At 66.3% G+C, this 24625-nt stretch carries 25 protein-coding genes; 10 read left to right on the forward strand and 15 right to left on the reverse strand.

Translation table 11 applies throughout. The annotated features are described in order from the left end of the window. Positions 1-71 precede the first annotated feature (71 nt). Genes JF515_RS18545 through JF515_RS18555 form a run of 3 tightly spaced genes read left to right on the forward strand, consistent with a single transcriptional unit; the run spans position 72 to position 2217 of the window. Positions 72-692, forward strand: a complete 621-nt coding sequence (locus tag JF515_RS18545; RefSeq protein WP_203105932.1) for an STN domain-containing protein — start codon at positions 72-74, stop codon at positions 690-692. A 2-nt stretch (positions 693-694) separates the two neighbouring features. After that, positions 695-1240 carry an RNA polymerase sigma factor gene (locus tag JF515_RS18550; protein WP_256245747.1) on the forward strand — a complete coding sequence of 182 codons (546 nt, stop codon included), beginning with the start codon at positions 695-697 and terminating at the stop codon, positions 1238-1240. A 2-nt stretch (positions 1241-1242) separates the two neighbouring features. Beyond that, positions 1243-2217, forward strand: coding sequence for a FecR family protein (locus tag JF515_RS18555; protein ID WP_203105933.1), 975 nt, complete (start codon positions 1243-1245; stop codon positions 2215-2217). Here JF515_RS18555 and JF515_RS18560 read toward each other — a convergent pair. The 7 genes from JF515_RS18560 to JF515_RS18590 form a co-directional block, all read right to left on the reverse strand. Further along, positions 2210-2674, reverse strand: a complete 465-nt coding sequence (locus JF515_RS18560) for a YbjN domain-containing protein (RefSeq protein ID WP_203105934.1) — start codon at positions 2672-2674, stop codon at positions 2210-2212. The two genes, JF515_RS18555 and JF515_RS18560, sit on opposite strands and share 8 nt — an antisense overlap. Continuing rightward, positions 2667-3365, reverse strand: coding sequence for a DNA repair protein (locus tag JF515_RS18565; RefSeq protein WP_203105935.1), 699 nt, complete (start codon positions 3363-3365; stop codon positions 2667-2669). Before JF515_RS18565 ends, JF515_RS18560 begins: the two co-directional genes overlap by 8 nt. Before the next feature lie 20 nt (positions 3366-3385). Next, positions 3386-5074 (reverse strand): putative porin, encoded by a 1689-nt coding sequence (locus JF515_RS18570; RefSeq protein ID WP_203105936.1) that lies wholly within the window; start codon positions 5072-5074, stop codon positions 3386-3388. Positions 5075-5138: 64 nt separating this feature from the next. Beyond that, positions 5139-5855, reverse strand: a complete 717-nt coding sequence (locus tag JF515_RS18575) for an energy transducer TonB family protein (RefSeq protein WP_203105937.1) — start codon at positions 5853-5855, stop codon at positions 5139-5141. A gap of 19 nt (positions 5856-5874) precedes the next feature. Next, the gene (locus JF515_RS18580; RefSeq protein ID WP_161385425.1) at positions 5875-6300 is read right to left on the reverse strand and encodes an ExbD/TolR family protein; all 426 of its coding nucleotides are present in this window, start codon (positions 6298-6300) and stop codon (positions 5875-5877) included. A gap of 17 nt (positions 6301-6317) precedes the next feature. Beyond that, positions 6318-8255: a DUF2341 domain-containing protein gene (locus tag JF515_RS18585; RefSeq protein ID WP_203105938.1), complete on the reverse strand. Its 1938-nt coding sequence runs from the start codon at positions 8253-8255 to the stop codon at positions 6318-6320. A gap of 63 nt (positions 8256-8318) precedes the next feature. Beyond that, entirely contained in the window at positions 8319-9914 is a 1596-nt protein-coding gene (locus JF515_RS18590) for a ShlB/FhaC/HecB family hemolysin secretion/activation protein (RefSeq protein WP_203105939.1), read from the reverse strand. 360 nt (positions 9915-10274) lie between these two features. On the opposite strand from JF515_RS18590, the gene JF515_RS18595 reads away from it, so the two are divergent. The 6 genes from JF515_RS18595 to JF515_RS18620 all read left to right on the forward strand — a co-directional run bounded on the left by JF515_RS18595 (position 10275) and on the right by JF515_RS18620 (position 15637). Then, entirely contained in the window at positions 10275-10658 is a 384-nt protein-coding gene (locus JF515_RS18595) for a hypothetical protein (protein WP_203105940.1), read from the forward strand. 251 nt (positions 10659-10909) lie between these two features. Further along, positions 10910-11776, forward strand: a complete 867-nt coding sequence (locus JF515_RS18600; protein WP_203105941.1) for a sugar phosphate isomerase/epimerase family protein — start codon at positions 10910-10912, stop codon at positions 11774-11776. A 10-nt stretch (positions 11777-11786) separates the two neighbouring features. Beyond that, the gene (locus JF515_RS18605; protein WP_203105942.1) at positions 11787-12830 is read left to right on the forward strand and encodes a fatty acid desaturase family protein; all 1044 of its coding nucleotides are present in this window, start codon (positions 11787-11789) and stop codon (positions 12828-12830) included. An 11-nt stretch (positions 12831-12841) separates the two neighbouring features. Then, positions 12842-13708 (forward strand): ABC transporter permease, encoded by an 867-nt coding sequence (locus tag JF515_RS18610; protein WP_203105943.1) that lies wholly within the window; start codon positions 12842-12844, stop codon positions 13706-13708. Between the two features lie 31 nt (positions 13709-13739). Next, positions 13740-14768: an ABC transporter substrate-binding protein gene (locus JF515_RS18615; protein WP_203105944.1), complete on the forward strand. Its 1029-nt coding sequence runs from the start codon at positions 13740-13742 to the stop codon at positions 14766-14768. A gap of 44 nt (positions 14769-14812) precedes the next feature. Then, entirely contained in the window at positions 14813-15637 is an 825-nt protein-coding gene (locus tag JF515_RS18620; protein ID WP_203105945.1) for an ABC transporter ATP-binding protein, read from the forward strand. Between the two features lie 69 nt (positions 15638-15706). Here the strand turns inward: JF515_RS18620 and JF515_RS18625 are convergent, their stop codons facing one another. Further along, on the reverse strand, positions 15707-16315 hold the full coding sequence (locus JF515_RS18625) for a TetR family transcriptional regulator (RefSeq protein WP_203105946.1): 609 nt from the start codon (positions 16313-16315) through the stop codon (positions 15707-15709). 97 nt (positions 16316-16412) lie between these two features. Continuing rightward, positions 16413-17798, reverse strand: coding sequence for a type III glutamate--ammonia ligase (glnT, locus tag JF515_RS18630; protein ID WP_238401176.1), 1386 nt, complete (start codon positions 17796-17798; stop codon positions 16413-16415). A gap of 93 nt (positions 17799-17891) precedes the next feature. Here glnT and JF515_RS18635 point away from each other — a divergent pair, with 93 nt between their 5' ends. Beyond that, entirely contained in the window at positions 17892-18896 is a 1005-nt protein-coding gene (locus tag JF515_RS18635) for an alpha/beta fold hydrolase (protein ID WP_203105947.1), read from the forward strand. A 32-nt stretch (positions 18897-18928) separates the two neighbouring features. Here the strand turns inward: JF515_RS18635 and JF515_RS18640 are convergent, their stop codons facing one another. The 6 genes from JF515_RS18640 to JF515_RS18665 all read right to left on the reverse strand — a co-directional run bounded on the left by JF515_RS18640 (position 18929) and on the right by JF515_RS18665 (position 24608). Further along, on the reverse strand, positions 18929-20209 hold the full coding sequence (locus JF515_RS18640; protein WP_203105948.1) for a peptidoglycan DD-metalloendopeptidase family protein: 1281 nt from the start codon (positions 20207-20209) through the stop codon (positions 18929-18931). Positions 20210-20300: 91 nt separating this feature from the next. Next, the gene (hpxZ, locus tag JF515_RS18645; RefSeq protein WP_203105949.1) at positions 20301-20696 is read right to left on the reverse strand and encodes an oxalurate catabolism protein HpxZ; all 396 of its coding nucleotides are present in this window, start codon (positions 20694-20696) and stop codon (positions 20301-20303) included. 1 nt (position 20697) lies between these two features. Beyond that, on the reverse strand, positions 20698-21381 hold the full coding sequence (locus JF515_RS18650; protein ID WP_203105950.1) for a cysteine hydrolase family protein: 684 nt from the start codon (positions 21379-21381) through the stop codon (positions 20698-20700). Next, entirely contained in the window at positions 21378-22910 is a 1533-nt protein-coding gene (locus JF515_RS18655) for an ABC transporter ATP-binding protein (RefSeq protein ID WP_203105951.1), read from the reverse strand. Before JF515_RS18655 ends, JF515_RS18650 begins: the two co-directional genes overlap by 4 nt. Positions 22911-22912: 2 nt before the next feature. Continuing rightward, entirely contained in the window at positions 22913-23602 is a 690-nt protein-coding gene (locus tag JF515_RS18660) for a cysteine hydrolase family protein (RefSeq protein WP_161385442.1), read from the reverse strand. 1 nt (position 23603) lies between these two features. After that, positions 23604-24608 (reverse strand): formamidase, encoded by a 1005-nt coding sequence (locus tag JF515_RS18665; RefSeq protein WP_203105952.1) that lies wholly within the window; start codon positions 24606-24608, stop codon positions 23604-23606. Positions 24609-24625 lie beyond the last annotated feature (17 nt).

The following is a 24625-nucleotide window of genomic DNA, read 5'->3' on the forward strand; positions in this document are numbered from 1 at the left end:
AAGACTTTTGGGCCGTGGCCAGAGCCGCCGATAAACGTTGTTGGGTTGCAGCCCGCCGTGTGGGCCGACTGATGGCGGTGGGGTTTCTGTGTTTGGGGATGGCGGCGTTCGGCGACACCGGCGAGCAAGACTTCGACCTGCCGGCGCAGCCCTTGTCCCGCGCGCTTGAGCGATTCAGCGAACAAACGGGGGTGTCGATTTTGGTAACCAGTGATCTTACCCGCGACAAACAATCCGGCGCCGTGCGCGGCCACTTCACCGCCATGGCGGCGCTGAGCGGGCTGCTCGCCGGAACCGGTCTGCGGGCCCGGCGCATCGGCGAATCCGCCCTGACCCTGGTGCGCCAGGACAACGGCGGCGAGAACGGCGACGCCCCCCCTGCCCCGGCGCGAGTGGCACCCGCCTATGCCACCGCACTGCGGCGGCACTTCAGCGAACGGCTGTGCGACCGGCTCGGCGACCAGCTTGGCCGCGTGCGGGTGGCGGTGCAGCTGTGGATTTCCCCCCGGGGCCGGGTGGAAAAAGTCCATGTGCTCGATTCCGAGGACGCGCCGCGCTGGGGCGACACCATCCGCGACGGCCTGCTGAGCAGCCAGTTGGCGCCGCCGCCCGCCGGCCAGCCCAACCCGGTGACGGTGCTGATCACGCCCTCCGACGAGGCCGCGCCCTGCGCCGGCCAGCGGGAGGGCTGACCGTGCCGGATACCCTGCATCAGCCGCTGCGGGATCTGTTCCTGCTGCGTTACGACGAACTGCGGCAACGCCTGCGCCAACGTCTGGGCTCGCCGCAACTGGCCGAGGACGCCCTGCACGAAACCTGGCTGCGCATCGAGACCCTGCGCGACGGCACCGTGGTGCGCCACCCGGCGGCCTATGTGTTCCGCATCGCCTTGAACGTGGCCGAGGAACAACGACGCAAACAGGCCCGGGTTATGAATCTGGACGAGGTGGAAGATCTCTACGCCATGGCCGACGAGATGGCCGATCCGGCCAGGGAAGCCCTTGGCGAACAGGAGATCGAGCTGTTCCGGCGCGCTCTGGCGGAACTGCCCCGGCGGCGGCGCGCCATCGTTACCGCCGCGCGGCTGGAGGATACTCCCCACGCGGACATCGCCCGGCGTCATGGCGTGTCCCTGCGGACCGTGGAAAAGGAATTGCGCGCCGGCCTGGAGTATTGTTGTCAGCGTCTGGACCGCGAGTACATTCAGCGGTTCGGCCCGAAACGGAAAGAGTCCCCGTGATCATGCATGATTCCTCCCGCGCCGGCGCCAGGGACCGCGACCGGATCCAGCGTGAAGCCCGGGAATGGCTGATTCTTCTCGAATCCGGTCGCGCCACCGCCGCCGACGGCGATGCCTTCCGGGAATGGTGCGCGCGCAGTGCGGAACACGCCCGCGCCTTCTCCCACTGCCGGCGGGTCTGGAGCGGCATGGGCGAGGCGGCGCGATCGCGGCCCGACAACGTCACGCGCCTGGAAGAGCGGCAACGGCCGGGGCTCAGCCGGCGCGCCTTTCTCGGCGGCGCCGCGGCGGCCTGCGCCGGCTGGGTAGTGATGCGCTCGCCCCTGGACCTGTGGCCCGGCGCCGAGGTGCTCACCGCCGATCTGTGGACCGCCACCGGCGAGCAACGCGAGGTGGTGTTGCCGGACACCGCCACCGTGCAACTCAACACCCGCACCCGGGTGGATCTGCAGCGCCGGGACGGCGCCGTCACCGGCCTGGTGCTGCGCGGCGGCGAAACCGAGGTGACCACGCTGCCGTACACGCCGGCCCGCTTCACGGTAAGCGCCGGCAACGGCCACGTTGAAGCCCGCGGCGCGCGCTTCAATGTGCGCTACACCGACGACCGGGTGCGGGTAACCTGCCTGATGGGGGAAATCACCGTGGCCCATGGCCGCGACCGCTCGCGGCTGCGGCCGGCCCAGCAGGTGGTCTATAACGAAACCCGTCTGACCGGGGTCACGGCGGTGGACCCGCAAAGGGTGAGCGCCTGGCGCCAGCGCATTCTGGTGTTCGATGGCACGCCGCTGGCGTCGGTGGTGGAGGAAGTGAATCGCTATCGTCCGGGCCGCATCCTGCTGCTGGACGAGGCCCTGGGCCGCACTCCGGTGCAGGCCTATCTGTCCCTGGACCGGCTGGAGGACTTCGCGGCGCTGGTCCGCGAAGTCCGGGGCGCCACCGTGCGCGACCTGCCCGGCGGCGTGTTGATCATCAGCTAGCGGCGGGCTCTCCGGCCTCGGCTTCCTGTTCCGGGACCCGGTAATTGCGCAGATACAGCAGCAGTTCGCGCATCAACCGGTCCCACAGCTCCACGCTGGTGCGCAGGTGCCCCCGGCTGACGCCGCCGGCCACCAGCACGTCCATCTCCAGCACCAGGAAATCGCCCTGCTGACTGAGACGGCCGAACCGTTTGCTGCGGTTCCAGGTGGCCACCATGCCCTCCGGGAGTACACCATCGATGCGCAGCGCGCAGCTGAGGGTAACGTCCAGCAGGCGCTCGCCGTCCTCCACATGGGGGTTCCCGGGGCGCACCGCGAAACCCACGCCCTGGCTGGCGCTGAGCAGCTGGCGCAGGCCGTTCTGTTCGCTTTCGTTGGTGCGGTAGCCGGCTTCCTGAAGCAACTCTGCCAGGTCGCCGAGGGTCACGCTGTCGATCATCGGGGTTGCATCACTCATTGGAATCTCGCTCCTCGGATTGGGTCGGGGTCGTCTGATCCTCCGGCGCCGTCACCTCTACCTGGTTGTTGTAGAGGCGGTCGCCAAAGTCCTGGGCCCGGTTTTCGAACTCCACCCGCGCCGACGCCGCCAGCGGCTGGCGCATGCGGAACAGGCTGCCGGCGCCCAGGCTTTCGTAAGCGTCCAGGATTTCCCGGCCGGCCTTGAACAGGGCGTCGTTGCGCGCCACGCAGGTTTCCAGGGCGTCCGCCTGGGCCTGGGCGCGTTGGGCCAGTTGCCGCCGTTGCGCCTCCTTGTCGCGGGCCATTTCCAGCAGTTCATCGTAGGCGGCGCGCACCTTCTGGTTCTGCTGGCGGCTTTCGGCGAGACGGCCACGGCTGGCCCGTTGCTGGCTCTCCAGCCGGCCCTGGCTGGCCTCGAGGCGCCCGCGCAGGGCCGCCACTTGATCCAGCGCCGCCTGACGTTCCGCTTCCGCCTGGCTCACCCGGTTCTCAAGTCGCGCCTGGTTGGAACGCAGCGTCTGCAGCTCCTGGCGGGTGTTGCGCAGTTCCGCGCGCAGCCGCTGTTCCAGGCTCTGGTCGGTCTGCGCGATGGCCGGCACGCTGAGCGCCAACAACAGGCCGGCCAGCATCAGGGCGCCGCCACGGCGTGGCGCTTTCAACGCTTTCGACGGCTCTTGTGTTTTGTTCATGACATTCCTCCCGCGCACTCTCAGAAGCGCGCGTTGAGTTCCAGTTGCAGGACATCGATGGCCAGCGGTTGCCCGTACACCTCTTCCGCGCTCAGCCAGCGGCCACGGGCGGACAGGTCCGGGGTGAACGCATAGCTGCCGCCCAGGAAGTAGCCCTTGGCGTTGGTACCACCGAGATGGAAGGAAGAGTCATTGAAGGCGTCCGGCAGGGCGTCCGGCTCGATGTACTTATAGCCGAAGAACACCTGCCAGTTGCCGGCCCGGGCCAGGTCCAGATCATCACCAAAGGCGGCGTGCACCATCCAGGCATCGGCGCCGCTTTCCAGTTCGCCGTTGGTGTCGAAGTTGTTGAGAATCAGGCCGTCCGAACGCTCGAACATCTCGTCCTCGTCGTAGGCCAGGTTGTGGATGTAGTTACCCGCCAGACTCAGCTCATAGTCGTTGAACAGGGGCGTGCGCCAGCGCAGGTTGATGTCGAGGAGCTGGAACTCCGACGCCAGGCCCACCAGTTGCGGCATGGCGGTGTCCGCCTCGTTGCCGGGTTCGAGAACGATGTCGCGCAGCAGGAAAACGCTGTTGCCCTTCTGCATGAAGGCCGGCGCCGACCAGTCCGAGCGACAGCTTTGGTAGCCGGCGTAGAGGGGGCACGGGGACGAACGCTGGCCCTCGATATTGTTGAAATCGTAGTAGGCCAGGGCGGCCAGGAACCGCTGGTCCTCCTGGAAGCGCCAGTCGATGCCAAGCTGGGCACCGAGCAGCCATTTGTCCTCGCTGGCTTTCTTGTTCTGTTCGTCGGACGGGAAGTCATCGGAGATGTAGCCCAGCGGGAAGGCCCCCAGGGTGCCGAAGAAGGCGCCGTGCTCCCCCACGGACACACCGTTCCAGCCCGCCGAGACGCCGTCGAAGCCCAGTTCCCCGGAGTAAAGAATGTCCGTGGACACGAAGGGGCTCTTGGCGCGGCCGGCGGTGAAGGTCCAGATCCCCGGGTGCCAGCTGATCCAGGCCCGGTCCAGCCAGATTTCCTTCTTGCTCAGGCCGCCGCCCAGGGTCTGGGTGGTGGACACAGGGCTGTCGCTACTGCCGGTGGCCAGGCGCAGGCCGGTGCGCCAGTGCTTGCCCAGGTCCGCTTCCAGGCCGAAGCGCGCACGGACGCGCAGCAGGTTCTCCCGGTCCTGACGGGTATTCAACAAGGGTGGAAAGACGTTCGGGACGGAAATGTCGTACTCGGTGTCGTTCCATTCCTGATAATCGGCCACCAGGTCGCTGTTGTCGTTGGCGCGGAAGCGGGACTCGTTGCGCACCCGCACGTCACCAAACCATTCCACCCGGGACACCCATTCCGGGAAAGTGTTGGGCGCCGCCCAGTTCTCCTCCTTGGCCTGGGTGATCACCTCTTCCTTGACCTCGGCGCGGATCCCGTCGCGCACGGTTTCCGGAATATAGGGCACGCGCACGTCCCCTTCACGCACGTCCGGTTCCCGGGCTTCCTGTTCGGCCCGGGCGTCCCGGCGCGCCTGTTCCATCAAGGCCCCGGCCTGCTCCTCGGTGATCACGCCCTGTTCCACCAGCAGGCGGATCAGATGCACGGTGGTGTTGCCGGACACGGCCGGCGACGCTTGCGCCTGGTCGCCGGTCTGCGCCTGGGCGGGTCCGGCCAGGGCGACCGCGACCGCCAGGGCCAGCGCCCAGCGGTTGAATTGCCTGTTCATGCTTAAGGGCTCCTGAAAAAGATCGTGTTTGGGGCTGCCGTGTTGCTGGCCGCGAGGTCGTCGTTCATCCCGGCCGCCGTCCCTGCAGTGACATGCGCACCGGCAAGGTCAGTGACCGCGGCGGTTTCTGATCCAGCGCGTCCATGTCGCGCAGGGCGTTCACAATCCGCCGGTCCACGTCCTGGTCGCCGCTGGAGGACAGCATCTCCACCCGCGTGACCCGGCCGTCCGGGTCCAGCCAGAGATTCACCTCCACCCGATAGCTGAGGTGGCGAATGTCCCGGTTTTCGCGCAGCTTCCGCTGGAAGGCGTAGGACAGGTACTGGCCGTAGGTGGCGTTGCCCGCCGCACCGGCGCCGGAGCCGCCCATGCCACCGCCGCTGCCGGCGCCGATGTTGAAGGCGTCGTTGCCGGCCTGGGCCTCGCCGTCGATCTGCATCGCCTCGGACAGGTCCTGGGACGGCGAAGGCGGCTCTTCCGGGGTGGGTTCCTCCACCGGCGTCGGCTCCTCGAGCACCGGCTCCGGTTCCACCTTCTCCTCCGGTTCGGGCTCCGGTTCCGGCTCCGGCTGTTCCTCCGGCGGCGGCGGTGGCGGCAATGGCACGATCATGTCCTGCTTGGGCACCTGACGGCGCACTCCGGCGGTCTGATTGGCCCAGTACCAGATCAACGCGCCTACCAGGGCCACCGCCAGCACCACGCCCAGGGTGGTGGCCACGGCGGTGACGCGGCGGTTGCGCGCGGCGTCCCGGCGGCTCGATTTCGGTGCTTGCTGTGGCATCTCGTTCCGGTCCGTCCGATCAGTTCTTGGGTTTGCCGGTAACCAGGCCGACCTGGGCCAGCTCCAGGCGGCGCAGGACGTCGAGCACCTCCACCACCTTCTGGTACTGCACCGCCGCGTCGCCGCGTACCACCACCGGGAAATCCGGATTGGTGGCCTTTTCCGTGCGCAGCCGGTCTTCCAGCTCGTCCAGCGTCACCGGGTAGGCGTCCAGGAAAATCTGGCCATCGTTGTTCACCGACACCGCCTTGGTCTTGGGCTCGGACAGGGACACCGAGGCACTGGCCTTGGGCAGGTCCACCTGAATGCCGGCCACCTGGGCGGTGGCGGTGAGGATGAACATCACCAGCACCACCATCAGCACATCCACCAACGGCGTGATGTTGATGCCATCCACCGGGCCGTCCTGTTCGTCGTCGTCCATGGAAGCCTTAACGGAAGCCATGCGGTTCTCCTTATTCCTTATGCCAGGGCGTCCCGGCGGCCGACCGGCAGGTCGTCCGCCACGGAGGGGGAGTGAGGGGAGCCGGCGCCACGCAGTTCCGCCAGCCGGGTCACGAACTCGTCCAGGAACACGCGCATGTCGGAGCTGATTTCCCGATTGCGGCCGTTCAGGCGGTTGTAGGCAAACAGCGCCGGGATGGCGACGAACAGACCCGCCGCCGTGGCCAGCAGGGCCGCGGCCATGCCCGGGGCCACCGCGTTGATGTTCACGTTGCCGGCCATGGCGGTACCCAGGAACACCACCATGATGCCCAGCACGGTACCCAGCAGGCCGATGTAGGGGCCGCCGGCGATGGCGTTGGAGAGCACGCCCAGGCGGTGGCCCAGGGCGCGGTTTTCATTGGTACGCACCGCGTCCATGGAGGCGCGGATGGCTTCCAGGGTTTCCGAGGAAATGCGGCCGGTGTCGGCGCCCTGCTCGCGGCGCACGCGCAGCTCGCGCACCGCCACCTGATAGAGCCGCCACAGGGACGAGTGCGCCAGACGCTCGCCCAGATCCCGGTCATCAGCCAGTATTTCCAGGCGGGTGCCAACACCGGCGAAGGCGTCGCGGAACTCGGCGTTGGCCTCGTCGGTACGACGGGCCTGGCGGAATTTCTGGAACATGACCACCCAGGTCTGCACCATCATCAGCGCCAGCACACCGATGATCACCCAGGCATCCACCGGCACCGAGGAGAGCAGGAACCCCAGGGCGCCGAAGCCAAACCCGGATTGCTCTTCGTCCACGCCGAACACCAGCAGCCGCGACTCCGGTCCCTGGGACAGGGCGCTGGCGCGCAGCAGGGCGGGGGACCGCTCCACCCGCGACAAGCGCACCTCGTCCATGGCGCCGGTGAAGCCGGCGGCGGGCGCCGGGACGGCCGGGGTTTCACCTCCCCCCGCCTCCGCCAAGGCGGCGTCGGTCGCACCTTCGCCGTTGCCTTCCCCGGTATTTTCCCCGGTACTGTCATTAGCGCCTTCAGCGCCACCTGCCACGCCCGTCCGGTAACCAGGCACGTCACCGCCCAGGGCGGCGACGCCGTTGAAGGCCGGCAGCGCCACCGCCATCTGGCCCGCCTGACGGCCATTGAGATACAGCGTTACACCCTGGGCGCCAGTGGTCACCGCCAGGTGCTGCCATTGGTCGGCGGCCAGCGGCTGGCCCCGCTCGCTGCGCTGGCCATTCACTTCCACGAAGGGCACGCCGTTGGCGATGCCGATCAGCAGGGCATTGCCGCCCTGGCGGCGGGCGTAGAGAAGCTGCTCGCCGGCGGCCTGGGGCGCCTTGATCCAGGCGCTGAAGCTGAAGGCGCCGCCGGCGGCCACCGCCAGGGACGGAGAAGCCGGCAGCATCAGCGGCTCACCGCTGAATTGCGCGGCCTGGGCGATCACGCCGGTGGTGGTGCCGGACACCGGGTTGGTGGAATCGTTGTTGTAGGCGGTGGCGTCATCGGCGCTGCCGCCCGGCGCGCCGTCGAAGTGATAAACGCCGGCGTAGTCGGCGTCGAATACCTGATTGCTGTCCGGCAGGGGCGCCTGCGGATTGCCGTAATACATCCAGATGTCCTGGCGGGCTCCGCCCTGGATCTCCGGCACGTCCACCCAGATGTAAGCCACCCCGAGCAGGGCATCGAAACTCTCGATGCGATGGTTGAGCACCGTTTCATCGTCACCGAGCACGAAGCGCAGGTCAGCGCCGTTTTCCTTGACGCCGTCGAAGCTGAAGTTGCCCGTGTGCAGGCGGACCAGCACTGGCATCCGCCCCACCCGCTCGGTGATAGCGGCGCCTTCCTGGGTGGTATCCACGGTGATCTGCTTGCGGTAGCTCCAGTCTTCCTGCCACCAGGCCTGGGCCAGAGCCGGCGCCAGCGCCCCCAGGCAGGAGAGAATGAGTATGAGTAGACGTTGTCGCATGGTCAGGCACTCCGAAAAAAAGCAATTGGGTCCGTTGTCGTTAAGGTCTTCATGGCACGGCGTTCAAAAGCGCGCGGTAACGCTGAAATGCACCCTGGGGTCGTACTTCTCGGTGTCGCCGGTTTCCGCCAGCGGGTAGCCCAGATCCACGGAGCCGCTGACGTAATCCCAAAGCTCGGCGCGGGCGCCGATGCCAACACTGGCCAGGTCGAAGCGGGCCTCCTGTTCCGGCAGCGGATCACGCAACTGCAACTGGGCCCCTTCCCCGAACACATGGAAGCGCAGCAGGCGCCAGGGGTTGCCGAACCAGCCGTCCAGGGAAGGGGTACGCAACTCCAGGCTGGCCAGGTAGCCGTCGTCGGCGGCCTGCTCGGCGGCCAGGTACCCGCGCACCGAGCCGGCGCCGCCCACGGCGAATTGCTCGTTGGAGATCAGCGGCCCGGAGGCCGCCTGGCCCCGTACCTTGCCCGCCAGCACCCAGTCCTTGAGCTGCCACTCCAGGTTGGCGTCCGCCTTGAGCACGGCGAAGTCCGGGCTCGCCTTGTAGCGCTTGTAATCGAATTCCCGCCAGCCACTGCCACCGGAGGGGATCTCGTCGGAGGCGGTCACCAGACTGAGGTTCAGAAAACCCTGGTAGTCGTCGGTGAAGAAGTAACCGTCGTAGGAGAAGGTAAAGGGCGCGTATTCCAACGGCACCTGGTCCTCGTCACCGCCGAAGCGCAGCGCCTCCTCGAAATCCTTGAAGTCGATGCCGGCGGTGAAGGAATGCCCCCAGGTCCCGTCGAAAGGCAGGCTGTACACCGCCGCGACGCCATAGGAGTGGCCCCGGCCCAGCACATTGGTGCCGCCCACCGTGGCCACGTCGCTGTCCGAGGTATAGCCGCTGAGCCGGGTGGACCAGCGATCGCTCAACGGCGCTTCGTAGCTGAAGGACCAGACCTCGGCGTTGTCGGTATTTTCCGGCGCGGTGAAAAAGGTCAGGGAGGCACTGTGGCCACGTTGCCAAAGGTTGGAATGGGACAAGGTGGCGACCGTGCGCAGCTTCTCGGTGTCGGCGCTGTAATCGTTGTTCAAGGTCAGGCTGGCGTTCCAGGGACGCTGATCCTCCACCGACAGGTCCACGTCCATGGTACCGGGTACTCGGCCTTCCTTGACCAGCGGCATGACCTGACGCTTGCCGGAGCGGTTGACCTTGGTGAGCTGTTCCTGGACCAGCTCGAAATCCGGCACCACGCCCCGGCTAAGCGCCGGCACTTCCTGGCGGATCGCCAGCGGCGAATGGTACTTGGCGCCCACCACCCGCACCCGTCCCACGGTGACTTCGGAAACCAGCAGATAGACCACCCCGCCGGACACCTTCTGCTCCGGGAGCTCCACGTACACCGATTGATAGCCCCGTTCCTGGTAGGCTTTCTGCAGGGCGGCGCGGGCGCTCTGAATGTCGCTCAGTGTCCGGTCCGGCCCGAGATACGGATACACCGCTTTTTCGATGGCGCGGTTATCCAGCACGGTGTTGCCGCGAACGATGTACTCCCGAATGGTAACGGTGGTGGTGGCCGCCTCCTGGGCGGCCAGCGGCGGGCTCAGCAACAGCAGAATAAAAAGCCACGCGCCCCCCTTGGTGATAAAACATGACGTTCTTCCGTGCGCATCAAACATGGGCAAAGGACTCGGCACTAAAAAAAGAGGCAGTGATTCAGTTAACAGTTTTAAGACGTGGCCCGCCCACCATGACCGAACTTTTGTCACCAAAAATTCATAACGCCGGTTAGAGGATTCCAACGGCGGACGCGAAAAAAGCCGCCGCCCTGCGAAGGGCGGCGGTCACCTGATTGCCGACCGTGTTCCGTCTTTGTTATGAATGGAATGCTCCGATCAACACAGAACAAGACTGTTTCAACGTGGCGAAACCGCATTCATTTCATAAAAAATTCATCCGGCTTGCGCGGCCCGACATTGTGGCGTCACCGGGATGGCGGCAAGGTAGGCCGGACCCGGAACAGGAAGGAATGAACCAGGATGGCGGCACGCCACGAACCCATGGGTCCGCGGTGCCTGGCGACGGCACTGGCGGGCATCGCCCTGCTGGCCACGCCGGCCGGGGCCGCCCCGAATGATGGCGGCGGAAACGACGACGCCCCGCCCTGCATCACCGTGGAGGTAAACGGCCAACGCGCCCTGCCCTATGAGTGCCTGCAGGAAAAAATGGCGCCGAGCCAGGCCGGCGAGCAGGTCAGGAACCGGCCACGGCTGAACGCCGAATCCGTAATTAACCAGTCACCCAACCGCAGCGGACAATTCAGCCGTTCCACCCTGCGTAACCGCATGGGCAACACCTTCGGACAGGGTGTCCGGCCGCAACGCCCAGCCCGGCGCGAAGCCCCTCCGCCCCTCCCGCGCTAACCCCCGACCAATCGATACCCCTGAAACCTCCTGGTGCGCCCCGCTCCCTATCCGTGCACCGCACCACCCACCACGCCAACCCCGCCGAACAAAAATCATCCTTTAAAATCAACATCTTGTGATCATTTTTTAGCCTCATTAATTTTGGCATAAATGCTGCTTAGACATGTATAACCACGGACAGAACCGAACCGGCACGTCCCGCCCTCCGGTTCCGCCCGTCCCCAGGAACAGCGACGACGGGAGGCTTTATGCAGCTCAGCCATTTCAAAACCCTGTGGGGGCATCCAGGCGACGCCGCCGACGCGGCGCGGCTGGCGGTGGACGCCAGCTTCCAGGGCCTGGAGGCACCATTACCGACGGACGACGGGGATCGCGACGCCCTGGGCCGCGCCCTGGCCGCCTACGGCCTGCGCTGGATTCAGGAAATCTGCACCGCCGGCAGCTATGTGCCGCGCCGCCAGGCCACGGTGGAGGAGCACCTGGCGGACTTCGAGGCGCAGTTGGCCACCGGTCGTGAACTGGGCGCCGAGTTCGCCAACGTGATGGGCGGCTGCGACGCCTGGTCCATCGACGACAGCGTGCGCTTCTTCTCCGAGGCCCAGGACATCGCCACCGGTCTGGGTGTCACCGCCAGCTTCGAAACCCATCGCGGGCGCAGCTTCTTCTGCCCCTGGAACACGGTGGCGATTCTGGAGCGCGTGCCGGAGCTGGCGGTGACCTGCGACTTCAGCCACTGGGCGGTGGTGTGCGAGCGCCTGCCGGACACCGAGTGGGACAGCATCGAGCGGGTCGCCGAGCAGGCGCTGCATGTGCACAGCCGGGTGGGCTACGACCAGGGGCCCCAGGTGCCACACCCCGGCGCGCCGGAGTTCGCCGGTGCCCTGGCCGCCCACCAGCGCTGCTGGGAAGCGGTGTGGTCGTCCCAGCGCCGGCGCGGCCTGGCGGAGACCACCATGACCCCGGAGTTCGGCCCCGATGGCTACCTGCACACCCTGCCGTTCACCGGCGCGCCGATCGCCGACCTGTGGGACCTGAACCGCTGGATCGCTGACTGCGAGCGCCGGCATTTCCAGCAATGGTCCGTGCCCCACGACCTGAAACGCCAGGCGGTTTGAGGAGGTTCCCATGGCAATGATCAAGCCCATGCCAATGATCGAGAAAGTACGCGCCAGCCTGCGCCACCCCGACGGCCTGGCGCCGAACGCGGCGGCGCTGGCCTACATCCTGCTCACCTATGTGGGCGGCTGGCTGCTGATGGCCCGGCCCGGTTGGCTGCTGCCCGCCCTGGGCGTATTGGCCTGCGCCCACGGCATGGTGGTGGCCGCCTATCTGATTCACGACTGCGCCCACAACGCCCTGTTCAAGAACACCGCCTACAACACCCGCCTGGGCAAGGCGCTGAACTGGATCGCCGGCGGCTGCTACGGCACCTACGAGGATCTGCGCTACAAGCATCTGCGCCACCACGTGGACAACGCCGACACCATCGCCTTCGATTACCGCGCCTGGCTGAAAGCTCACCCGCGCACCGAGAAGCTGGTGTTCGCCCTGGAATGGGCCTATGTGCCGGCGGTGGATTATCTGATGCACGCGGTGCTGATGGTGGCGCCCTTTATCGGCTACGGCGACCCGGCGCAGCGCAAGCGCACCGCCGCCGTGCTGCTGGTGCGTCTGAGCCTGCTCGCCGCCCTGGCGGTGTGGAGCCTGAAAGCGGTGCTGCTGTACTTCGTGGCCTATGCGTTGCTGCTTACGGTGTTGCGTTTTTTCGATGCCTTCCAGCACAACTACGACATCATCGCCACGCTCAACGACAAGGAAGCGCCGCTGCCGCACAAGGGCGACCGGGAGTACGAGGAGAGCAACACCTACACCAACCCGATCTCACGGCGCTGGCCGGCGCTCAACCTGCTGGTGCTGAATTTCTGCTACCACAACGCGCACCACACCAAGCCCACCCTGCCCTGGTACAAGCTGCCGGCGGCGCACCGTGAACTGTACGGCGATGACTTCGCCCGGACCCTGCCGTTCAAGGACCAATTGCGCAGCTATCACCGCCATCGTCTGGATGGCATCCACGCGGAGACCTACGGCCAGGTGGAAGCCACCCGGGCGATTCGCGAAGGCAGCGCCGTGCCGGTGTACGGCCTGAGTTTCCTGACCGCGTTCTGAGGAGGCCGGCGATGACCGCGTCACTACGGAATTCCATCACCACCGGCGACACGCCGGCCCGACCCACGGCACCGGCCCTGAAACGCCGCTGGCTGGATTTCGGTCAGCACCTGGACTGGCGCCGCCGCGTGTTGCTCGGGCTTACCGGCTGGCTGCTGTTCGTGTTCGGCTGGTATTTGGCCGCCCACGCCGGGCTGGCCTCCGAGCGACTGTTTCCCGGCCCGGTGGCGGTGGCGCGTGCCCTGATCGATCTGTTCATGGAGCAGGGCTTTCTCGGCGACGTGTTGTCCAGCATTCGCCGTATCCTGATCAGCTTCTCCCTGGCGGTAGCCATCGCCCTGCCCCTGGGTTTGCTAATGGGCGCCTTCGCGCGCATCGACGGCCTGCTCAATCCGCTACTGGGCGCCTTCCGTTACCTGCCGGCACCGGCATTCATTCCACTGCTGCTGATGTGGCTGGGCACCGGCGACAGCCAGAAGATCGCCCTGCTGCTGATCGGCGTGGTGTTCTTCTTGGCGATCATGCTCGCCGACGTTACCCGCCAGGTGCCGACGGCCTTCATCGAAACCGCCAAGACCCTGGGCGGTGGCCGCCGGGTAGTGCTGTGGACCGTGGTGTTCCGCCATTCCCTGCCCGGCTACCTGGACACCTGCCGGCAAATGCTGGCGGTGAGCTGGACCTATCTGGTGATCGCCGAAATCGTCGCTGCCACCGACGGCATCGGCGCCATGATGATGCGCGCCAAACGCTTCGTGCACGTGGACGACATCATGGCGGGCATCGTCACCATCGGTTTGCTGGGGCTGGCCTTCGACGCCCTGTTCCGTCTCGTTTATCGCTGGCGCTTCCCGTACCTGCGCGGGGAGCACCAGCGCTGATCCGTTTTCCCTTGCCAAGAGGCTTTTCATCATGCGACTGATCAAGCTGCTGTTACTGACCACCTCGCTGTGCCTGGTTTCCCTGGGCTCCGGCGCCGCCGAGCCGGTGCGCCTGTCCCTGTTTTCCTGGCCCGGTTACGGTTTCTGGTTCATCGCCCAGGAGAAAAATCTGGTGCCGGACCTGGATCTGGAAATCAGCGTCATCGAGGACCCCTACGAAAGCTTTTCCCTGATGACCTCCGGCGGCCTGGACGTCACCTCCAGCACCGCCGAGTACGGCCCCATCGCCGCCGACAAGGACGTGCCCATCAAGATGGTCACCTACACCAATCCCTCCTACGGCACCGACAAAATCGTGCTGGCCCCGGGGATAAACAGCGCCGAGGACCTGAAGGGCAAATCCGTGGCGGTGCTGGTGGGCGGCCTGACGCAGATTTTCATGGGCATCTGGCTGGAACAGAACGGTGTCAATTTCAATGACGTGGAGTACACCAACCTGATCATGGATGACGCCGTTGGCGCCCTGGTGGGCGGCAACGTGGCCGCCGCCGAATTCTGGGAACCGTTCGGGTCCCATGCCCTGGAAGCCCTGCCCGACGCTACCGTGGCCGCCACCTCCTCGGAAGGGGACTGGATTGAAACCGCCCTGCTCGGCGACGCCATGTACATGAGCGATGCCTTTCTGAAGGAACGCCCGGAGGCGGCCGCCAAGACCCTGGACGCCTACTTCAAGGCGGTGGCCTGGTGGAAGGAGCATCCCGCCGAGGGCAACAAGATCATCGCCAAACACCTGGGCTTCCCCCTGACCGACGTGGAAAAAGTGCTCGGCAAGGATGGCAAGATTTACAAGGGCGGCATCTGGGTGTTCGACGCCGCACAGGCCGCTCGCTTCATGGGCGTGGCCCCGGGTGATCTGCCGCTTGGCCTGAGCAACGGCCAGATCAGCCAGCATTGGGAAACCACCACCGACTGGTGGCTCAAGTTCGGCCTGGTGGACGAGCGCCACCCCATGGAAGCCGGTGTGAATCTGGCGCCACTGAAAGCCATTAGCGGCAATTAAAAGCCTTTACCAACCACTGAAGCCATGCTGACGGGAGCACCGCCATGAACACCGGTTCCGGTTTGATCCTCAAGGATGTCGGCAAGACCTTCCGCGCCGGCGGTCGTGATCCACGGGTGGCGCTGGAGGCTGTGTCCCTGCGCCTGCCACCGGGCCAGGTGGGCGTGCTACTGGGCCCGTCCGGCTGCGGCAAATCCACCCTGCTGCGCATGGTGGCGGGGCTGGAGGAACCCACCTCCGGCACCCTGTCGCTCAACGACCGACCGGTGACCGGGCCGGGCCGCGATCGCGGCATGGTGTTCCAGAGCTACACCTCCTTTCCATGGCTGACGGTGCGCCAGAACGTGGCCTACGGGCTGAAGATCACCGGCGACAGTTCCAGCCTGCGCGAAGGGGCGGTGGAACATTTCATCCAGGCGGTGCGCCTGGAGGACGTGGCCGACGCCTACCCCCATGAATTGTCCGGCGGCATGCGCCAGCGGGTGGCCATTGCCCGCACCCTGGCCAACCATCCGGAACTGCTGCTCATGGACGAGCCGTTCGGTGCCCTGGACCCGGAGACCCGCTGGCAAATGCAGGAGCTGCTGCTGGGCATCGTGCGCAAGGAGCGCACCACGGTGCTGCTGGTCTCCCACGACATCGAGGAAGCGCTCTACCTGGGCGACGTGGTGTTCTTCCTGTCCAGCCATCCGGGCCGGTTGCGGGAAGTGATCCGTCCGGATTTCAAGAAGGAGGTGCCCGCCGGAGACCGCGAGGCCTTGCTCGACCATCCGGAATACCGGCGGCTGGACATGCACATCCGGCGGCTGATGAGCGAGGAAGGCACTACCCGGGCGAGCCCAGTGGCGGAAGCGGCGGATCGCGGCTAAAGCCGCTCCTACGGTGTAAAGAATGGGGTAGGAGCGGCCGGGCGGCGATCCGCTTTAGCCGCGATATCTTTAAAGCTTCAACAACTCAATCAAGCGTCCGGTGAAGAACGGAATCTCTTCTTCCAGACTGAACAACCGCGGCGAGAACAACCAGGTCTGCGTCACCCCCATCAGATGGGTGTAGCACAGCAGGCCCAGTTCCTGGGCAGCGTGGTGACGCGGGATGTCCCCATCCCGCTGAGCCCGTTCCACCTGGGCGGCAAGCGCGGCCACCAGATCCCGGGTCAGCTTGCGCTCGCGGCGCAGGGTGTGATCCAGGTTGTTGGTAAGCTCGGTTTTGTTGAGGAAGATTTCGAAGGATTGGCGGTAACGGGTGTCCTCGACCAGCAGCCGCAGCCAGCGGTCGGCGAAGGCACCCAGCACCTCCAGCGGCGGACCATCGGCGTGGTGGGTTTCCTTGGTGAGCGCCAGCAAAGGGCCCTGGGACAGCAGCAATACCGCCTCGAACAACTCATCCTTGTTCTTGAAATGCCAGTAGATCGGCCCCCGGCTGAAGCCCGCCTGGGTGGCGATGTTGGCCAGAGTGGTGTTGGTGTAGCCGTTGCGGCTGAACAGCACCAAAGCGGCATCGAGAATCTTGAGCCGGGTTTGTTCGGCTTCTTCCTTGGTACGTCTCATTCGGGCAATCGCGCTCCGTACGGGCGGTGGGGGTCCGACAGGAAAGGGTAAAGCGCCTGGCGGTCACCGCCAAGCGCTCGCCGGGGGCTGCCGTGGTTCAGAACATTTTCAAATAACGGCGCACTTCCCAATCGGAGACCTGGTTGTGGTACTGCTCCCATTCATCCCGCTTGAAATCCACGAAGGTGTCGAACATCAAATCACCGAACACTTCCCGGGCCAGCGGGTCCGCCTCGAAGGCGTCCACCGCTTCGCCCAGGGTGCGCGGCAGCATCTCGATGCCCATCCCGCGAATCTCCGCGCGGCTGTAGTCGTTCATGTTCTCCCGGTGCGGCGCGCCGGGTTCCAGCTTCTCGCGAATACCTTCCAGGCCGGCGGCGAGCATCAGGGCCGCGCCCAGATAGGGGTTGCCGCCAATATCCGCGGCCCGGCATTCCACGCGGCCACCCTGGGAGGGAATGCGCAGCATGTTGGTGCGGTTGTTGTTGCCGTAGCAGCAATACACCGGCGCCCAGGTGGAGCCGGACATGGCGCCGCGCTGTACCAGCCGCTTGTAGCTGTTCACCGTGGGCGCGATCACCGCGCAGATGGCGCGGGCGTGTTTCAGCACCCCGGCGATAAAGTGATAGGCCAGCGGCGAGACGCCACAGCCATGGGGATCATCATCGCCGGCCTCGAACAGATTGCGACCGGTTTCCAGATCCGCCAGCGACATATTGAAGTGCGCGCCGCTGCCGGTGCGGTCGGCGAACGGTTTGGGCATGAAGCTGGCGAAGGCGCCGTGCTTGCGGGCGATCTCGTTGGCCATCATGCGGAAGTACACCAGCCGGTCCGCCATGTTCAGGGCATCGGTGTACATGAAATCGGTTTCAAACTGGCCGTTGGCGTCCTCATGGTCAAAGGAATACACGTCCCAGCCTTGGGCGTTCATGGCTTCCACGATTTCGCCGACGATCGGCAGGTTGTCCATCAGCGGGCGCGGGTCATAGCAGGGTTTTTCCAGATCGTCCCGGTCGCTGACCGGCGCGAAACCGCCATCATCACTGTCGCGAAACAGGAAGAATTCGGTTTCGATGCCAAGATTGAAGCCCAGCCCCAGTTCCGCCGCCGCTTCGAGCTGGCGCTTGAGAATGCCGCGCGAGCAGGCCTGGAACGGCTGGCCATTAAGATGCAGGTCGCTGGCGAACCACACCAGCTCCGGATTCCAGGCGCAGGGCGTGGCGGTGGCCGGGTCCGGCATGGCCGCCACTTCATCGTCGTTGATGTCCTGGGGCACGCCGTCCAGGGCCGCGCCGGTGTACAGTTCCGAGCCACTCAGCATGCGGTCCAGATGGGCCAGCGGCACGAACTTGCCCTTCACCACGCCGTGGATATCCACATAGCTGGCCATGGCGTACTTGGCGCCCTTGTCGAGCAGATCCCGGGCCAGATCGTCGGCACTCGGGACGGCGGCCACGGAAGGGCCGTTGGCTTTGGCGTTCATTATGTCTCTCCAGACGTTACCGCACGGAAAATAGGTACAGGCTTTGCATTCAATATACATGCCAGCTTGTATATATAATCCGGAGACCCACCCGTGACAGTGATCGAACGGCACATCCAACTCGGCGACTGGCCCCTGAAGAGCGGCGGCATGCTGCGCGACGCCCGCCTCACCGCCCTGCAGGCCGGCACCCTCAACGCGCGGCGCGACAATCTGGTGCTGATTCCCTGCTACTACGGGGGCACCGCCCGGGGCAGCCTGCCCCTTCTTGGTGCGGGCAGCCCCCTGGCCAGCGGCGATTACTGCGTGCTGTTGTTCGACCTGTTCGGCAATGGCGTCGCTTCCTCTCCCAGCAACGCCCATCCTTCCCAGCGCGGCCATCGCTTCCCGTTCGTGGCCCTGGAGGATAACGTGGCCGCCCAGGCCGCCGCCCTGGAGGCCTGGTTCGGCCCGGTGGAGATCGCCCTGGCCAGCGGCTGGTCCATGGGCGGCATGCAGTCCTATCAATGGGCGATTCGCTATCCGGAGCGGGTCCGGCGCCTGCTGCCGGTGTGCGCCACCGCCCGCTGCTGGCCCCACAACCGGGTGTTCCTGGACGGCGTACGCGCCGCCCTGAGAGCGGACGCCACCTTCAACGGCGGCGACTACCAACAACCACCGGAGGCCGGCCTGCGCGCCTTCGCCCGGGTCTACGCCGGCTGGGCCTACAGCCAGGCATTCTTCCGGCGCGGCCTGTATCGAAAGCTGGGCTTCGACAGCATCGAGGCGCTGCTGCGTTTCTGGGAGGAGGACCATCTGGCCCAGGACGCCAACGACCTGCTGGCGGTACTCGCCGCCTGGGAGACGGCGGACCCGTGCGACGGCGACCTGGCCACCGCCCTGGGCGCGATCCGCGCCCGCGCCCTGATCCTGCCGTCGCGTAGCGACCTCTATTTCACCGTGGACGACGCCCGCCACGAAGCCGGGCTGATCCCCGGCGCCAGCCTGGAAGTCCTGGACTCGGACCTGGGCCACGCCGCCGGCGCCCCGGGCCGCGACCCCGCCAGCACCGCCGCCTGGTTCCAGGCCATGGCGCGCCTGCTGGCGGCGGCCTCATAACCCGGATCGATACGGATACGCCCCAGGAGGGGTTATCGCTCCGGGTCGCGGTGGGCCACTTCGGTGCCGTCGTTGGCGTCGGCGGGGAAGTCGAAGTAGGCGGCATATTGGTTATGGAAGCGTTTAAGCTCGTCGCTGGCCAGTTGCCCCTTGGTGGGCAGCGATACTTTCATGGCGTTCACCGGCCGGCCGTTCATGCGCAGCTCGTAGTGCAGGTGCGGCCCGGTACTGCGCCCGGTGTTGCCACTCAGGGCGATCACCTGGCCCTGGCGGACGGTGTCGCCGGGGTGCACGCTCACCTTGCTCAGGTGCATGTAGCGGGTCTGATAACCATTGCCGTGATCGAGCACGACATAGTTGCCGGCCAGCAGGCCACGGGTAACGCGGCGCACCACGCCGTCCGCCGGCGCTTCCACCGGCGAACCGGAGGGCATGGCGAAGTCGGTGCCATAGTGAGGACTGATGCGGCCGGTGATCGGATGGTGGCGGTGCAGGTTGAACGGTGAACTGATCCGGTAGCGGTGTGACTCGGCGAACGGGTGGCGCCAGAAGCTGGGCAGCAGGCTGGTGCCATCGGGCCGGTAGAAACGGTCGTCGTCGAAACGGGCGGCGCTGGCTTGAAGGCGGGCGCCCTCATAGTCGAAGCCCATCAGCCTGGCGGAGTAAGCGCGCTCGCCGCCGTCCAGGCGTTCCACGTCCACCAGCAGGGAGAAACGGTCGCCACGGCGGGCCTGGCGGGACAGCGGCAGCAACTCGGCGAGCTGCGCGCTCACCGATCCGGCGGCGCCAGCGAGGGCCGGTTGGCCGGCCAGAGCCGCCGCCAGGGAAGTGCGGATGATGCCAGCCACGCGCACCCGGTGGTGGGCACGCTCTTTTTCCAGCACCTGGCCGTGGATGGCGTCGCCGTCCAGATCCCATTGGTAACCCCGGGCATCGCTTTCCCACAGCCGCAGGGCCAACAGGCGGCCATCACTGTCGGCGCGCCATTCCAGGTGCTGGCCCGGGCGCAGACGGTTGAGCCGCTGGCCCTGATCGGCGTCCTCGATAAGCCGGTAGAGAGTGGCCGTGGGCAGTTGCCATTGTTCCTTCCACAGATGGGTCAGCAGATCGCCCTGCTGAATGGTGTAGTGCTCCCAGGGCAGCGGCGCCGGGGTCGGGTCCAGGTTGTGGAAATCGGTGTCGGCGGCCAGCCGCAACAGCGCCTGGTCGGTCATCGGCGGCGGTTCCGGACGCGGGTGGTAACGCCACCAGAATGCCACCGACAGGGCGATCAACAGCGGTGGCAACACAATGGAAAACGGTGAGCGGGACATGGCATTCCCCCGGGGCCGATGACGGAAGACGGTGTAAGGATCGGCTGATGTTATAGTATTACACCGCCAATTTGAACGCGCCGTCGCCGTTTCAGAGTGTGCTCAGGTCCACGCTCACATGGGCGGCCACCACCTTCCAGCCATCCGCGAAGCGCACCCAGGTCTGCATCTGCCGCCCCACCCGCTCGGTGACGCCGTCACGGAATTGGGTGCTGACCGTGGCGTAGTCGTCACCGAAGGTGGTGATCACGGTATTGAACAGTTTGCGGCCCGGGCCCACCGGCTGGCACTGGCGCCGGTAGCGGGCGATTTGCTCGCCGCCATGCAGGTTCTCCGCCACGCCGTAGCGTACCGTGGCGGCGTGATCCCAGAAGTAGCCATCCAGCACCTCCAGGTTGTTATCCAGTAGCGCCCGCTCGTAATCCTCGAAGGCGGTGCGTACTTCCGCCACCATCCGGGGCAGGTTGATTTCCGGTGAAGCCGTCATATCAGGATTCCTTTTTCGTGGCCTGTGTCAGGGCCACGTCCAGGGCGGCCAGACCGGCCACCTGGCCGACGATGCCACCCTGGGCCGTGACCATTTCCAGGGTGGCCCGTTTGAATTCGGGGAAATAACTTTCCGTGACATCCTCGATCAGCAGGCCGCGATAGCCTCGGTCGCAGGCTTCGCGCATGCTGGTCTGCACGCACACTTCGGTGGTGACGCCGGCGAACAACAACGCCTCGATGCCGGCCTCGCGCAGCCGCCGGTCCAGGCCGGTGGCGTAAAACATGCCCTTGCCCGGCTTGTCGATCACCCATTCGCCGTCCAGCGGCGCCAGCTCCGGCACGATCTGGTTGCCCGGCTCGCCGCGCACCAGGATGCGGCCCATCGGCCCCGGGTCACCGATGCGCAGACCGGGCTTGCCCTGTTGGTGTTTGGCCGGCGGGCAATCGGACAGGTCCGGGGCGTGGGATTCACGGGTGTGAATCACGGTGAGACCGTGGCGGCGCGCCAGCGCCAGCAGCTCCGCCACCGCCGGAATGATGGCGCGCAGAGGCGTCACGTCGTTGCCCAGGGCGGCGCCGAAACCGCCCGGGTCGAGGAAGTCCCGCTGCATGTCGATCACCACCAGGGCGGTGGTGGCCGGCTCGAACCGGTAAGCGCCGGGGCGCGCCTCCACCTCGATCATGACGCCGCCCGCTCGCCGCCGCCGGCCATGTGCGCGCCCAGCTCGGCGCGGTCGGCCCGGCCCGCCGGGGCCTCGAACACCAGCTCGCCGTCGTGGATCACCAGGATGCGGTCCGCCAGTTCCAGCAGTTCGTCCAGGTCCTCGCTGAGCAGCAGCACGGCGGCGCCCCGGTTGCGGGCGTCCATCAGCCGCTGGTGGATCATCGCCACGGAGGCGAAGTCGAGACCGAACACCGGGTTGGACACGATCAGCACGCGCACCTCCTCGGTGAGCTCCCGGGCCAGTACCGCGCGCTGCACGTTGCCGCCGGAGAGGGTGCCGATGGGCCGGTCCGGGTCCGGCGGCGTGACCTGGAAACGCTCGATCAGGCCACGGGCCTGCTCGCGGATCACCCGGCGGCTGACCCGCCAGCCCTGGCGGCGGATCGGCGCCTGATCGAAACTGCGCAGGGCCAGGTTCTCCGCCACCGACATGCTCGCCACGCTGGCGTTACGCAGCGGCTCCTCGGGCAGGCTGTGCACGCCCCGGTCGAGCATTTCCCGGCGGCTGGCATGGTAGGGCTCGCCGTGCACGCGCACCGCGCCGGCTTCCCGTTTGCGCTGGCCCAGCAGGGCCTCGGTGAGCTCCCGCTGGCCGTTGCCGGAGATGCCGGCCACGCCCAGGATCTCCCCGGGCCGCACCACGAAGGAGGCGCCGTGCACGGCGCGCACGCCCTTGTCGTTGTTTACCTCCAGGCCGGCCACTTCCAGGGCCGGCCCGCGATCCGGGTCCACCGGCGGTCGTTCGCCGGCCACGGTGCGGTCGTCGCTGCGCCCCATCATCCATTCGGCCAGCGCCTCCGGGCTGGTGTCCGCCACCTTGCAGCTGCCCACCAGGGCGCCTTTGCGCAGCACGGTGACGTCGTCGGCGAAGGCGGTTACCTCGCGGAATTTATGGGTGATCATCAGCACCGACACCTGGCCGTCGTGGGCCAGATCGCGCATCAGCCCCAAGACTTCATCCGCTTCCTGGGGGGTGAGCACCGAGGTGGGTTCGTCGAGAATGATCAGGCGCCGGTCCAGATACAGCTGCTTGAGGATTTCCAGCTTCTGTTTTTCGCCGGCGGCCAGGGCCGCCACCGGCCGGTCCGGGTCCAGCTTGAACGGCATTCCGTCCATGAAGGCGCTCAGCCGTTCGCGCTCCGCCTTCCAGTGAATGCGCGCCGGCAGATCGCCCCGCGCCAGCACCAGGTTCTCGGCCACGGTGAGCCCGGGGGCCACGGTGAAATGCTGGTACACCATGCCGATGCCCAGGCCGTGGGCGTCCCGGGGCAAACGCACGGCGTACTCCCGGTCGTCCACCAGGATGTTGCCCTCGTCCAGGGGCGAGTAGCCCACCAGCCCCTTCACCAGGGTGCTCTTGCCGGCGCCGTTCTCGCCCAGCAGGGCGTGCACGGTGCCGGCGCGCACCGTCAGGGACACCTTGTCCAGGGCCCGGAACGTGCCGAAGGTCTTGCTGGCGCCGATGGTTTCCAGCTTCAGGGCACGCATGGTCACAGTGCTCCCAGGCCGTCCAGCAGGGCCTTGGAATCGGCCACGCTGCCGAACACGCCGCCCTGCATTTTCACCATCTTGATGGCGGCGTCATGGTTGCCTTGATCGGTGGCGCCGCAGCAGTCCTCCAGCAGCAGGCATTCGAAGCCCCGGTCGTTGGCTTCGCGCATGGTGGTGTGCACGCATACGTCCGTGGTGATGCCGGTGAGAATAATGTTGTCGATGCCCCTGGTGTTCAGAATCAGCTCCAGGTCGGTGGCGCAGAACGAGCCCTTGCCGGGCTTGTCGATGATCACCTCGCCGTCCAGGGGCGCCAGTTCCGGAATGATGTCCCAGCCCGGTTCGCCGCGTACCAGGATGCGGCCACAGGGGCCGGCGTCACCGATGCCGGCGCCGATCCGTTGCGAGCGCCAGCGTTTGTTGGCGGGCAGGTCGGCCAGATCCGGGCGGTGCCCTTCGCGGGTATGGATGATCATGAAGCCTCGTTCGCGCAGGGCCGCCAGCACGCTTTTGATCGGCTCGATGGGCGCCCGGGTCAGGGACAGGTCGTAGCCCATGCTGTCCACGTAACCGCCCTTGCCGCAAAAGTCGGTCTGCATGTCGATGACGATCAACGCCGTGTTGTCCGGGCGCAGGTCGCCGTTGTACGGCCAGGGGTAGGGATCGGCGGTGATGAAGTGCTCGCTCATATCAATGCTCTCCTGGCGTGTAGGTCCGTTCCGGCGGTTCGAAACCGAAGGCGCTGCCGTCGGTGTGTTTCACCTTGTCTTCCCAGGGCAGCCGGTAACGGCCCGCCGCCAGGTCACGCATATAGGTGTAGGGGCAATCGCCGGCGCCGCCTTTCACCGCCACGTAGCCACGGTGACCGAACTGGTAGATGTTGTTCTCCACGCCCCAGTGCTCGCGCGCTTCGCGCACCAGGTCCGGACGCAGCTCGCAGCACACGATTTCGTCGGCACGGCCACCGCCTTCCACCAGCGGCACGCCGTCGAAATCGACGAACATGGCCTCGCCCATGGAATCGAAGGTGCCGTCTGAGCCGCACATACAAACGCTGGCGGTCTGCATCAGGTTGGTGAAGGCGTTGGCCTGGTTGGTGATCTTCCAGGAGTGGCGGATCGGCGCCGTGTAGCCGGCGGTGCGGATCATGATTTCCGCGCCCTTGTAGGCGCACTCCCGGGCCATCTCCGGGAACATGCCGTCGTGACAGATGATCAGCGCCAGGGTGGAACCGTTGGGCCCCTCGCACACCGGGATGCCCTGGTCGCCGGGCTCCCAGGGTTCCACCGGCACCCAGGGGTGCATCTTGCGGTAGTAGAGTTTCAGCGCGCCGGTGTCGTCGATGATCAGACCGGAATTGAACGGGTTGCCGTTGGGGTTGGCCTCCATGATCGAGAAGCAGCCCCAGATTTTGTGATCGACGCAGGCCTGCTTGAGCGCCGCCACTTCCGGGCCGTCCAGGTCGCACATGATGTCCGGCGAGGTGTCCATGGACAGGCCGTGCAGGGAATATTCCGGAAACACGATCAGATCCATCTCCGGCATGGAGCGCCGGGCCTTGCCGATCATCTCGATGACGCGCTGCGTCTGTTGCCAAAGCTGATCCCGGGTGCGCGGATCGGGCAGCGCCAGTTGCGCCAGCCCCATCACCACGCCGTTGGGGGTTTTGTTCAAACCGGAGAGTCCGCTGGACATGGGAATACCTTCTCTCG

The organism is Alloalcanivorax marinus (assembly GCF_016785095.1).
Classification (GTDB): domain Bacteria; phylum Pseudomonadota; class Gammaproteobacteria; order Pseudomonadales; family Alcanivoracaceae; genus Alloalcanivorax; species Alloalcanivorax marinus_A.